Annotated in this window: 11 protein-coding genes and 3 pseudogenes; 11 read left to right on the top strand and 3 right to left on the bottom strand. The window is 68.2% G+C overall.

Going from position 1 to position 11,364, the window contains the following annotated elements; genetic code table 11:
- Window positions 1–57 precede the first annotated feature (57 nt).
- The 7 genes and pseudogenes from U0177_RS15215 (at window position 58) to U0177_RS15185 (ending at window position 8,178) form a co-directional block, all read left to right on the top strand.
- The gene (locus U0177_RS15215) at window positions 58–849 is read left to right on the top strand and encodes an SDR family NAD(P)-dependent oxidoreductase (RefSeq protein ID WP_409571492.1); all 792 of its coding nucleotides are present in this window, start codon (window positions 58–60) and stop codon (window positions 847–849) included.
- A gap of 121 nt (window positions 850–970) precedes the next feature.
- Window positions 971–2,044, top strand: a complete 1,074-nt coding sequence (locus tag U0177_RS15210; protein ID WP_409571491.1) for a GntR family transcriptional regulator — start codon at window positions 971–973, stop codon at window positions 2,042–2,044.
- A 72-nt stretch (window positions 2,045–2,116) separates the two neighbouring features.
- Window positions 2,117–3,091 carry a mannonate dehydratase gene (locus tag U0177_RS15205; RefSeq protein ID WP_409571490.1) on the top strand — a complete coding sequence of 325 codons (975 nt, stop codon included), beginning with the start codon at window positions 2,117–2,119 and terminating at the stop codon, window positions 3,089–3,091.
- A gap of 237 nt (window positions 3,092–3,328) precedes the next feature.
- Complete coding sequence (locus U0177_RS15200; protein WP_409571489.1) at window positions 3,329–4,159, top strand: NAD-dependent epimerase/dehydratase family protein; 831 nt, start codon at window positions 3,329–3,331, stop codon at window positions 4,157–4,159.
- Window positions 4,160–4,310: 151 nt separating this feature from the next.
- Window positions 4,311–5,129 (top strand): RraA family protein, encoded by an 819-nt coding sequence (locus tag U0177_RS15195; RefSeq protein ID WP_409571488.1) that lies wholly within the window; start codon window positions 4,311–4,313, stop codon window positions 5,127–5,129.
- Window positions 5,130–5,415: 286 nt separating this feature from the next.
- Window positions 5,416–6,735 carry a mandelate racemase/muconate lactonizing enzyme family protein gene (locus U0177_RS15190; protein ID WP_409571487.1) on the top strand — a complete coding sequence of 440 codons (1,320 nt, stop codon included), beginning with the start codon at window positions 5,416–5,418 and terminating at the stop codon, window positions 6,733–6,735.
- Window positions 6,736–6,923: 188 nt separating this feature from the next.
- Window positions 6,924–8,178: pseudogene (locus tag U0177_RS15185) on the top strand (enolase C-terminal domain-like protein).
- Window positions 8,179–8,333: 155 nt separating this feature from the next.
- Here the strand turns inward: U0177_RS15185 and U0177_RS15180 are convergent.
- Both U0177_RS15180 and U0177_RS15175 read right to left on the bottom strand, forming a co-directional pair.
- A pseudogene (locus tag U0177_RS15180) lies at window positions 8,334–8,602 on the bottom strand (D-TA family PLP-dependent enzyme); the annotation flags it as partial.
- On the bottom strand, window positions 8,530–9,255 hold the full coding sequence (locus U0177_RS15175; protein WP_409571486.1) for an alanine racemase: 726 nt from the start codon (window positions 9,253–9,255) through the stop codon (window positions 8,530–8,532). The gene U0177_RS15175 and the pseudogene U0177_RS15180, both read right to left, overlap by 73 nt.
- On the opposite strand from U0177_RS15175, the pseudogene U0177_RS15170 reads away from it, so the two are divergent.
- From U0177_RS15170 to U0177_RS15160, 3 genes and pseudogenes are all read left to right on the top strand, one after another.
- Window positions 9,191–9,718: pseudogene (locus tag U0177_RS15170) on the top strand (FGGY family carbohydrate kinase); the annotation flags it as partial. The gene U0177_RS15175 and the pseudogene U0177_RS15170 sit on opposite strands and share 65 nt — an antisense overlap.
- Before the next feature lie 85 nt (window positions 9,719–9,803).
- Entirely contained in the window at window positions 9,804–10,238 is a 435-nt protein-coding gene (locus U0177_RS15165; protein WP_409571594.1) for an FGGY family carbohydrate kinase, read from the top strand.
- 25 nt (window positions 10,239–10,263) lie between these two features.
- Window positions 10,264–10,560, top strand: coding sequence for a hypothetical protein (locus U0177_RS15160; RefSeq protein WP_409571485.1), 297 nt, complete (start codon window positions 10,264–10,266; stop codon window positions 10,558–10,560).
- Between the two features lie 212 nt (window positions 10,561–10,772).
- Here U0177_RS15160 and U0177_RS15155 read toward each other — a convergent pair whose 3' ends face one another.
- The gene (locus U0177_RS15155; RefSeq protein ID WP_409571484.1) at window positions 10,773–11,063 is read right to left on the bottom strand and encodes a hypothetical protein; all 291 of its coding nucleotides are present in this window, start codon (window positions 11,061–11,063) and stop codon (window positions 10,773–10,775) included.
- On the opposite strand from U0177_RS15155, the gene U0177_RS15150 reads away from it, so the two are divergent.
- Entirely contained in the window at window positions 10,974–11,333 is a 360-nt protein-coding gene (locus U0177_RS15150) for a hypothetical protein (protein ID WP_409571597.1), read from the top strand. The genes U0177_RS15155 and U0177_RS15150 overlap by 90 nt on opposite strands.
- The last annotated feature ends 31 nt before the right edge of the window (window positions 11,334–11,364 follow it).

The raw sequence follows: 11,364 nt of genomic DNA, 5'->3' as shown, positions 1-11,364 counted from the left end.
CACAGAGGCGAAAGAACCAAAAGCACGTGTTCTCTGTGTCTCTGTGGTTCAAAACCTATGACACTCAATATCGATCTGACCAATCGCCGGGCGATCGTGACGGGCGTGAGCAGCGGGATCGGCGCGGGCATCGCGCTGGCGCTGGCGCAGGCCGGCTGCGACGTGGCCGGCTGCGCCGCCGAGCCGGCCGATAGCGATGGCGCGGCCCGCTTTGTGGCCAGCGCCGAACGCGAGGGACGGCGCGCGTTCTACCAGGCCGCCGACCTGGCCGACGGCGCTGCGGCGCGCGCGTTCGCGGCCTGGGGTGCCGAGCGGCTCGGCGGCGTCGACATCGTGGTGTCGAACGCCGGGCGCAACTACAATGTCGGCGCCGCCGGCTGCGACGACGACGACTGGCGCGCCAACCTCGACCTGAACCTGGCGGCGCACTGGCGCGTGGCCCAAGCCGCCAAGCCCTGGCTCGACCAGGCGGCGCAGCCGGTGGTGATTGTGATCGCCTCGAACCACGCCTTCTTCACCATCCCCAACAGCTTCCCCTACAATGTCGCAAAGGCCGGCCTGCCGGCGCTGGTGCAGTCGCTGGCGCTCGAGTGGGGGCCGCACGTGCGCGCCGTCGGCGTCGCGCCCGGCTTTATCGACACGCCAATGAACGTCGAGTGGTTTGGCCGCTTCGCCGACCCCCAAGCCAAGCGCGCGCAGGTCGAGCGGCTGCATCCGGTTGGCCGGATCGGCACGCCGGCCGAGGTCGGCGCGCTGTGCGCGTTCCTCTGCAGCCCGCTGGCTGGCTTTATCTCGGGCACGACGATCCTGATCGACGGCGGGCGCAGCGCCGTGATGCAAGATAGCTAAACTGGTATCATACCAGTTGGCCGATCGGCCTATGGAGCGGCGCGTATTGCCGCTTGACAGCGACACCGCAGCGCGCGTATAATCTGCTTGCCAACCGGTATGATACCAGACGAGCATACGCGTGCATCGAACCAACGACCTTGCGGCGACACTACGCGCGGCGATCGCGCGCGGCGACTACGGCGCCGGCCAGCTGATCCCTTCGGAGCGCGAGCTGGCGGCCCGGCACACGCTTTCGCGCACCACCGTGCGCCGCGCGATCGAGGCGCTGATCGACGAAGGCCTGCTGCGGCGCGTACCGGGCTCGGGCACCTACGTAGCCTCGCCGCGCGCTGCGGCGGCCGAGCACGCGACGCTCGGGCTGATCGTGCCGTCGTTGGCGAACCCGTACTTTGGCGAGCTCGCGACGGCGATCGAGCGCGAAGGCCAGCGCGCCGGCTACCAGCTGCTGCTGGGCCAGTCGACACTTGCCGGCCACAGCGAGGCGCCATACCTGGCGCGCTACGCCGAGAACCCTGCGGTGAAGGGCGTGATCGCGATCGCCAGCGGCGCCGAGATCGCCGCCGAGCCGTACGCCCGGCTCGCGCGCGCCGGCAAGCCGTTTCTGTTCGTGGTGCGCCAGGCCGAGACGATCGCGGCCGACTCGGTGGCGACCGACCACGTCGGCGGGGCGCGCGAGCTGATGCAGCACCTGATCGGCTTGGGCCACCGGCGCATCGCCTACATCGGCGTCACTCATCAGGCGCGCCACTACCACGGCTACCTCGAGGCGCTGCGCGCGGCCGGCCTGCCGGCCGACCCGGCCCTCCAGGTGTCGATCGCGGTCGATGACCTCGAGCGCGGCGGCGAGCAAGGCGCGCGCGCGCTGCTGACGCGCGGCGTGGCCTTCACGGCCGTGTTCGCGCAGATCGATATCGTAGCAGTGGGCGTGCTGCGCGCGCTGCGCGCCGCCGGCCTGCGCGTGCCGGCCGACATCTCGCTGGTCGGCTTCGACAACATCCCCAGCGCGGCGCACCTCGACCCGCCGCTCACCACCGTCGACCATACCGTCGGCGAGATCGGGCGGCTGGCGGTGCTGCTGCTGCAAGACCGGATCACCGGCCGCTACGACGGCCCGGCGCGGCGCGTGATCATCCAGCCGCGCCTGGTGCTGCGCGGCTCGGCCGGGCCGGCGCCGGCCGCGCCCACGCCGTGACCGAGCGCTGGCCGCGCCGGCCGCACCTCCGCCCATACTTTCAGTGTCGCAAGCTATGAACAGGAGTACCGCATGATCCACATCGCCGAGTTCCTTCCGCCAACCCCCTCGCCGCTCTGGAAGCTCGCCAAGCAGGCCGGCGTCGACTGGGCCGTGGGCGGCCTGCCGTTCGGCGAGCCGTTCAACGGCGCCGACGCCCCGTGGGATTACATGCCGCTGCTGCGCATGAAGCAGCGCTACGAGAGCGGCGGCTTTAACCTGGCGGTGATCGAGGCGCGGCCGCCGCTGAACAAGGCCAAGCGCGGCCTGCCCGGCCGCGACGACGAGATTGCCACCGTCTGCACGCTGCTCGAGAACATGGGCCGGCTGGGCATCCCGGTGTGGTGCTACGAGTGGATGACCGACTTCAACTGGATGCGCACCGCCACCACCACGCCCTCGCGCGGCGGCTCGGTGGTGACGAGCTACGACAATGCGCTAATGCGCGATGCGCCGCCAACCGAGCTTGGCCCGATCGGCGAAGACGAGCTGTGGGCCAACCTGGCCTACTTCCTGCAGAAAGTGCTGCCGGTGGCCGAGAAGGCCGGCGTCAAGCTGGCCATGCACCCCGACGACCCGCCGCTCTCGCCGATCCGCGGCATCGGCCGGATCATGCGCAGCGTCGAGAACTACCAGCGCCTGCTCGACATGGCCCCTAGCTCAATGAACGGCATTACCCTGTGCCAGGGCAACTTCACGCTCATGACCGACGACCTGCCGGGTGTGATCCGCGACTTCGGGCGCCAGGGCAAGATCTTCTTTGTGCACTTCCGCGATGTGAAGGGCACGCCCGAGAAGTTCGAGGAAACCTGGCACGACGCTGGCAAGACCGATATGCTCGCCTGCATGAAAGCCTACCGCGAGATTGGCTTCGATGGCGTGCTGCGGCCCGACCACGTGCCGACAGTCGAGGGCGACAACAACGACAACGCCGGCTACTCGTCGTTTGGCCGCCTGTACGCGATCGGCTACATCCGTGGCCTGCGCCAGGCGGTCTACGCCGAATAATACGCGCTTCGCTTGATCAGGGTACGACTTACGCAGTTGGCACGTTCAGCCTTCGGCAGAGTGGTACTTCACTGTGTATCTATCTGTGGTTTTCCGCGTGTAGCGCGGAAAACCGCACACAACTATGCTGCCGCAGGCAACAAGCGGCGCATCGAGATACGGAATAACGCAGGTAAGCCCTACACGTAGAGTTTACAGTGCGGGGGCTTCGCCCCGCGCCGAATGTTCAGGAAACGTATGAAAATCGCAATCACCGGCGGCAGCGGCGGCATCGGCCGCGCCGTCATCGACTTGGCGCTGACGCAGGGCCACAGCGTCGTGAGCATCGACCGCGCCCGCCCGCCCGCCGAGCTGGCGCGCGCCGACGTAACATTTGTCGAGGCCGATATAGGCAACTACGACGCGCTCGAGCGCGCGCTGCGCGGCTGCGATGCGCTGATCCACCTGGCGGCCATTCCCTCGCCCGGCCACCACCCCGACCACGTCGTGCATAACAACAACGTCGTCGGCAGCTACAACGCGCTGCGTGCCGCCGCCGAGGCCGGCGTCTGGCGGGTGTGCCAGGCCTCCAGCGTCAACGCGATCGGCCACTCGTACAGCCGCGCGCCGCGCTACGATTACTTCCCAATCGACGAGCAGCACCCGACCTACAATGAAGACCCGTACAGCCTCTCGAAGTGGATCTGCGAGCAGCAGGGCGACTCGTTCGCGCGCCGCTACGAGCAGATGCGCATCGCCAGCCTGCGCTTCCATTGGGTGACAGACGATCCCGCCGCGCCGGCCAAGTTCTACCGCGACCTCGAGACCGGCCGGGCCAAGCACCTGTGGGCCTGGACGCACCGCCCTGCGGCGGCGCGCGCCTGCCTGCTGGGCGTCACCGCCGACTTCCAAGGCCACGAGGTGTTCTTTATCATTGCGCCCACCACCGTCGTCGAGACGCCCTCGCTCGAGCTGGCGGAACGCTTCTACCCCGACGTGCCGGTGCGCGGCGACCTGAGCGGCAACCACAGCTTCTTCGACAGCGGCAAGGCCACGCGCCTGCTCGGCTGGAACCACGACGAGCGGTGAGTGGTGGTACTTTTTAACCGATTGTGCTCGGTTTTTTCGCGCTGCGCGCGGAAAAACCGAGCTGCCGCAGGCGAAAAAGTGCCGACCGCGTATGTCCTGACTTTGACAGATTACTGTCGCCTGCCGCCTGATGTACTATTGGAGGAAACTAATGCATGTCCAACCCTCTCGCGAAGACCTGATCGAGCTGACCAGCCTGAACCCGTTCGAGCGCTTCGCCGACGGCCGCCCGCGCGTGCCCGACGATCTGCTCGAGCGCATGAAGCTTGTGACGACCGAAGAAGCCTGGGGCGTGCTGCGCAAACACGGCTACCACCGCCAGTTCGAAGGTAGCTGGATGGAAACCCACCCTGGCACGATCACCGTGGGCCGCGCGGTGACGGCGCAGTTCCTGCCGCACCGCCCCGACTACCACGACGCCGTGCAGCAGGCCGGGCTGCGCGAGGGCCGCGCCAGCGTCGGCGGCCAGAACTCGTGGGTGATCGAGACGCTGCAGCTCGGCGACGTGATGGTGGTCGATATCTTTGGCAAGGTGAAGGACGGCACGGTGGTGGGCGACAACCTCGGCACCGCCGTGCGCACGCGCACCCGTGCCGGCGCGGTGATCGACGGCGGCATCCGCGACTACCAGGGCCTGGTGCAGCTCAGCGACGTGAACTTCTACGTGCGCGGCGTCGACCCGACTGCGATTGCCGATGTGACGCTGGCGGGCTTGAACATCCCCATCCGCATCGGCGGCATCACCGTGCTGCCCGGCGACGTGATCCTCGGCACCCCCACCGGCATCATCGCCATCCCGCCACACCTGGCCCAGGAGGTCGTCGAGGCCAGCGAAGACATCCGCGTGCGCGACGAGTTCGGCAAGCTGCGCATCGGCGAAGGCAAGTACACCAGCGGCGAGATCGACGTGCCGAACTGGCGCGCCGACATCGAGGCCGACTTCCAGGCATGGAAGCAGGCCAGGGGCTAGTGACGAAAGACCAAAGGCGGATGCTCGCAGCGATGGAGCTGAGCGTTTGCTGCTATCGCTAGACATGCGCCCTCTTGGTTCCTGGTCGACGAAAGACCAAAGACGGATGCTTATCGCGATGGAGCTGAGCGTTTGCTGCTATCGCTAGACATGCGCCCTCTTGGTTCCTGGTCGACGAAAGACCAAAGACGGATGCTCGCCGCGATGGCGCTGAGCGTTCACTGCTATCGCTAGACATGCGCCCTTCGTCCTTGGTCCCTGGTCGTAAAATAGTGAGGATAAAGCAATGACAGCAGATCAATCACCTCGCCCGGAAGATCACGCCCGCACCGCGTCGCGCCCGAGCGAGCTGAAGATCACCGACCTGCGCACCGCCACCGTCGGCTGGGACAACTGGTTCTTCACGATCGTGCGGATCGATACCAACCAGGGCATCAGCGGCTACGGCGAGGTGCGCGATTTCGCGAGCAAAACCTACGCCCTGATGCTCAAGAGCCGCCTGCTGGGCGAGAACCCCTGCAACGTCGACAAGCTGTTCCGCAAGATCAAGCAGTTCGGCCACCACGGCCGCCAGGCCGGCGGCGTCTGCGGCGTCGAGATGGCGCTATTGGACCTGGCCGGCAAGGCCTATGGCGTGCCTGCCTACGTGCTGGCCGGCGGCAAGTTCCGCGACCGCATCCGCATGTACTGCGATACGCCCAACGAAGATACCGGCACGGCCATGGGGAAGAAGCTGCAAGAGCGCCTCGACCGCGGCTTCACCATGCTGAAGATGGACGTCGGCGTGCAGCCGCTGATCGGCAAGCCCGGCATGCTCTCGTGGCCGCAGGGCATGCTGCCGGGCGACCCCGAGGACAAGATCGATCGCATGCTGAACATCCACCAGCTCCAGCACCCGTTCACCCACGTGCGCCTGACGCCCAAGGGCATCGACTCGATCTGCCAGTACGTGGCCGAGGTGCGCCAGACGGTGGGCGACGAGGTGCCGATCGCCGCCGACCACTTCGGGCATATCGGCATCGACGACTGCATCCGCCTGGGCCAGGCGCTCGAGCCGTACAACCTGGCCTGGCTCGAAGACATGGTGCCCTGGCAGTATACCGACAAGTGGGTGCAGCTCGAGCGCGCGCTCAACACACCCGTATGCACTGGCGAAGACATCTACCTGGCCGAGAACTTCCGCCCGCTCATCCAGGCGCGCGGCGTGAATATCATCCACCCCGACCTAGCGACCAGCGGCGGGATCCTCGAGACCAAAAAGATCGGCGACCTGGCCCAGGAGCACGGTATCAGCATGGCGCTGCACATGGCCGGCACGCCGGTCAGCACCATGGCCAGCGTGCACTGCGCCGCCGCCACCGAGAACTTCATCGCGCTCGAGCACCACTTCACCGAGATGCCGTTCTGGAGCGACTTCATCAGCATCGCCGGCGAAACCAAGCCGATCATCGAGCGCGGCTACATCCGCGTGCCTGAGGGGCCGGGCCTGGGCTTTGAGCTGAATGAAGACGTGCTCAGGGAGCACCTGGTCGAGTGGGATAAGGGCCTGTTCGAGCCGACGCCCGACTGGGATCGCGTGCCCAGCCACGATCGCCTCTGGTCGTAGTTTCTGGTTTTCCCTCACCCCCTTCCTCCTCTCCCCAAAGGAGAGCGGGAAACGGCACTGGCGATTGCGGCAGTCGCGAAGCGACCGCCGCAATCGCCAAACAAAATTCCCCTCCCATGGCAGGCGAGGGGCAGGGGGTGGGGTGATCGTCGAATAGTATACCAACCAATGCAGAACAGGAAGAGTCAATGAAGATCACCAAGGTTCGCTCGATTCTCACTGCCCCTGAAGGCATCGCCCTGGTGGTTGTGAAAGTCGAGACCGACCAGGACGGCCTGTATGGCCTGGGCTGCGCCACCTTCACCCAGCGCGCCACTGTCGTGGCCAAGGCCGTCGACGACTACCTCGACCCGCTGATGCAGGGCCGCGACCCGCGCAACATCGAAGACCTCTGGCACATGATGTACGTCAACTCGTACTGGCGCAACAGCGGCGTGCTGAACAATGCGATCAGCGGCGTGGATATGGCCCTCTGGGATATCAAGGGCAAGCTCGCGAATATGCCCGTGTACGACCTACTGGGCGGCAAGTGCCGCGAGGCCGCCATGGTGTATCGCCACGCCGACGGCCGCGACCCGCAGGAGGTGCTTGAGAATGTCGTCAAGTACCAAGAGCAGGGCTACCTCGCGGTGCGCTGCCAGATGGGCGGCTACGGCGGGCGCGTGAAAGATATCACCGCGGCTACCGCCGTGCCCAGCAAGGATGCGCCGCAGGCCACCCACCGCATGAAGACGCTCGACCGGCCGAACAGCGCGTTTCCCGGCGCCTACTACGACGCCGACGTGTACGCGCGCTCGATCCCGCCGCTGTTTGAGTACGTGCGCTCGAAGATCGGCTTCGACCTGTTCCTGCTGCACGATATCCACGAGCGCATCGCGCCGATCGACGCCATCCGCATGGCCAGGGCGCTCGAGCCATACCGCCTGTTCTTCCTCGAAGATCCGCTCGCGCCCGACCAGATCGAGTGGTTCCGGCGGCTGCGCCAGCAGACAACCACACCGATCGCCATGGGCGAGCTGCACAACAACCCGCTCGAGTGGCGCCCGCTGATCGCCGAGCAGCTGATCGATTTCATCCGCACGCATATCACCCAGATCGGCGGGCTGACGCCGGCGCGCAAGCTGGCCGCGCTGTGCGAGGCGTTTGGCGTGCGCACCGCCTGGCACGGCCCCGGCGATGTCTCGCCGATCGGCCACGCCGCCAACCTGCACCTCGACCTGGCGTGCCACAACTTTGGCATCCAGGAGGTGATCAACTTTAGCGAGGCGCTGTACGAGGTGTTCCCCGGTACGCCCGAGCTGCGCAACGGCTATGTGTGGGCGAACGAGAAGCCCGGCTGGGGCGTCGATATCGACGAGGCCGCGGCCGCGTGTACCGATCGACGTGGTGCCGATCGAGTGGACGCAGAGCCGCTGGCCCGACGGCACGCTCTGGACGCCGTAGCTCGCTCCGGGCTCGCCGGTGGCGGCGCGCGGCCTACTGCAGCGCGCCGCGCGCCGCCACTGGCCACACCACCTCGACCAGGCCGCCGCGCAGCCTATCAGCTGGTTGAACAGGTTCACCACCGGGCAGCAGTGGTTTACGATCACGCTGACGCGCTCGCCGATCGCCGGCTTGCGCGCGCAGGCCGAAAAATCAACGTGGCCGTGCTCTTCCGACATCGCGTAGAGCGCGCCTCGGGGTACTCGACGATCTGCCCGTGGCCTTCGAGCCCCAGCAGATCCGACGAGAACGTCTTGCTGCCGCCGTCCAGAATGCCGCGATCGGCGGTCGGCCGGCTTACCACGGTGGTGATTACGCGAAACGAGCAGGTGTCGGGCGTGACGGCGCCCGACGCGATCGTGTTGCGATCGCCGAAGATATACATCCGGCACGGTGCTCGTTCACCAGCGGGCGCTCGTGGGCGTGCCACATCTGGGGCGTGCCGCCGCCGCTGACGCGCGCACCGCGATGCCGTCGGGCGCGAGCAAGTCGATCACCGCGCGCGAATGGCTCGGTGCGCTCGTTTGTCGGGAAGGTCATCAGCCCGCCGAGCTCGAGGCTGTCGCTGCTGGCGATCACGCGCGCTGGCTCGGCGGCCTCGTGTGGCGACTGCACGCCGCAGCGCGCCGCGCCGCCGTCGAACTCCACCAGCACCGGCAGCCGTGGCCCGGCGCGGCGCGCGCGCCCGCGAGCCCGCGCACCGTCGCCTCCAGGGTCGGCAGTGACGCTCAGCCGGGCGCGGTGCGCCAGCCGCATCAGCCGCTCGAGCTTGGCCTCGCCCACGATATTGTAGGGCAGAAAGATATCGCGGATGCCGGCCTGGGCCATGATCTCGGCCTCGCCGATCTTCTGGCAGGTGATGCCCACCGCGCCGGCTGCCAGCTGCATGTGCGCGATCTCGGGGATCTTGTGCGTCTTGATGTGCGGCCGGTTGGCGATGCCGTGCTGGCTCAGGTAGGCTTGAAGGCGCGCGATGTTTGCCTCAAGCCGGTCGAGATCCACCACCGCCACCGGAGTTTCGAGCTGGTCGATGTGCATTGTGGTATCCTTGCGTGTCGTATTCACGAGGCCGGCGCCGCCGCATTATAGCACGCACGGCTGGCCACGCCGCAGGAGGGTGCGCATGCCCGAATATCTGCTGGGGATCGACAACGGTGCCACCGTCTCGAAGGTGGTGGTGTTCGACCTTTCTGGCGCGGTGGTCGGCTCGGCTGCGCGCCAGGCCGCCGTGTGTTACCCGCGCCCCGGCTGGGCCGAGCGGCCGGCCGACGAGCTGTGGCGCGACACCGCTGCGGCCATCCGCGCCGCGCTCGAAGCTTCCGGCGCCCGCCCGGGCGATATCGCCGCGATCGGGGCGTGCGGCTACGGCAATGGCCTGTACCTGCTCGACCAGCGCGGCCTGCCGCTGCGCCCCGGCATCCTCTCGATGGATACGCGCGCCGCCGACGTGATCGCCGGCTGGCAGGCGCGCGGCGTGCTCGACGCGGTGCGCCCTGCGATCGGCCAGACGCCCTACGCTGCCCAGCCGCGGCGCTGCTGCGCTGGCTCAAGCTGCCGAGCCTGCCGCCTACGCCAGGATCGGCGCGGTGCTGCTGATCAAAGATTTCGTGACCAGCCGGCTCACCGGCGTGCCCGCCAGCGATTTCGGCGACATGGGCGCGGCCGGCCTGCTGAACCTGCGTACGCGCGGCTACGCGCCCGAGCTGCTCGAGTCTTTCGGCATTCCCGAGGTGGCCGGCGCGCTGCCGCCGCTCCACGAACAGCGCGCTCGTCGGGCGAGGTGGTGGGCGCCGCCGCGCGCGAGACCGGGCTGCGCGCCGGGACGCCAGTGGCAGCCGGGATGTTCGACGCCTGTGCCGGGCCGCTTGGGGCAGGCGCGATCGAGCTGGGGCGGCTGTGCGCCACCGTCGGCACCCAGGGCGTCAACGCGCTGGTGGCGCGCGCCCCGGCGAAGCGCGGCCCGGCTTATTCAGCGCCTGCTATACGCTCGGCCGCTGGCTGACGATCGACGCCAGCCCTAGCTCGGCCGCCAACCTCGAGTGGTTCGTGCGCGAGTTCTGCGCCGAGGAGCGCGCCGAAGCGCAGGCGCGCGGCGTCTCGGCCTACGAGGTCTGCGGCGAGAAAGTGGCCGCTCGCGCGCCCGCTGCTACGTCGCTGGTGTTTCACCGTTTCTCTACGGCTCGAACACACAGGCCGCCGCCCGCGCTCGGCTTCTACGGCCTGGCCGGCTGGCACGCCCGCGCCGACCTGCTGCGCGCGCTGTTTGAGGGCGTGGCCTACGGCCACCAGCGCCCAGCTTCGAGCGGCTGCTGGCTGGCGCTGCGCCCGCGTTCGCCCGCATGATCGGCGGCGGCGCGCGCAGCCGGTGTGGGCGCAGATGTTTGCCGACGTGCTTGAGCTGCCGATCGAGGTGCCGCGCGGCCGCGAGATCGGCGCGCGCGGCGCGGCGCTCGCGCCGGAATTGGGGTTAGCGCCTATGCCGATGCCGCCGACGCGGTGGCGCAGGCGGTGTCGATCGAGCGGCGCTACACGCCCGACCCGGCCGCCAGCGCGCGTTACCGTGCCGGCTTCACGCCGCCTATGCCGAGCTGGCCCAGGCGATGCGGCAGCCCTGGGAGGCGCTGGCGGCTTGAGCGCGCGTAAGCGCCAGGCGCATTTGCTCGGTGCTTGATGTACCGGCGAAGCAGCGCTCGCGTCGCCAGCCGGCTTGCTCGCTTGCGCGCGCGCGGTGGTTCGTGGCGAATACGTGCAGCGTCATGCTTGTCGGCGCCGCGCTCGCGCGCCGCCTGCTCGATCGCCGACACGAGCGCCTTGCCGATGCCGCGCCCCTCGGCATCGCCGCGCACCGCCAGCACTTCGAGTGCACGCTCGGCGCGTGGCTCAGCAGCTCTTCGCGCAGGCTCGCCATCGCCACGCCGAGGATCGCCTCGTCGCCGGCCGTGGCCACAAGCACCAGGCGCTGCGGCGCGCCGCCGCGCGCCCTGCTGCAGCAGCTCGGCATCGCCCTGCCACAGGTGCTCCGGCGTGCGCCGCTCCGGGATGCTGAACGCGGCCAGCCGCGGCAAAGCTCGAGGATGCGCTCGGCTTCGGCCGCGCGGGCGGCGCGGATCTGGTAGCTCATCACTGGTTCGGTTCTTTCTAGCTTGT

It is taken from the genome of Kouleothrix sp. (assembly GCF_046328425.1).
In the GTDB taxonomy this organism is placed as follows: domain Bacteria; phylum Chloroflexota; class Chloroflexia; order Chloroflexales; family Roseiflexaceae; genus Kouleothrix.
Note: the sequence above shows the minus strand (reverse complement) of the source record. Positions and strands in the feature narration are given on the sequence as shown.

What these genes read in the sequence shown, in the direction of transcription:
- U0177_RS15215 (WP_409571492.1), top strand. Translation starts at nt 58, where the DNA reads ATGACACTCAATATCGATCTGACCAATCGCCGGGCGATCGTGACGGGC.
- U0177_RS15205 (WP_409571490.1), top strand. Translation starts at nt 2,117, where the DNA reads ATGATCCACATCGCCGAGTTCCTTCCGCCAACCCCCTCGCCGCTCTGG.
- U0177_RS15200 (WP_409571489.1), top strand. Translation starts at nt 3,329, where the DNA reads ATGAAAATCGCAATCACCGGCGGCAGCGGCGGCATCGGCCGCGCCGTC.
- U0177_RS15195 (WP_409571488.1), top strand. Translation starts at nt 4,311, where the DNA reads ATGCATGTCCAACCCTCTCGCGAAGACCTGATCGAGCTGACCAGCCTG.
- U0177_RS15190 (WP_409571487.1), top strand. Translation starts at nt 5,416, where the DNA reads ATGACAGCAGATCAATCACCTCGCCCGGAAGATCACGCCCGCACCGCG.
- U0177_RS15175 (WP_409571486.1), bottom strand. Translation starts at nt 9,255, where the DNA reads ATGCACATCGACCAGCTCGAAACTCCGGTGGCGGTGGTGGATCTCGAC.
- U0177_RS15150 (WP_409571597.1), top strand. Translation starts at nt 10,974, where the DNA reads ATGCTTGTCGGCGCCGCGCTCGCGCGCCGCCTGCTCGATCGCCGACAC.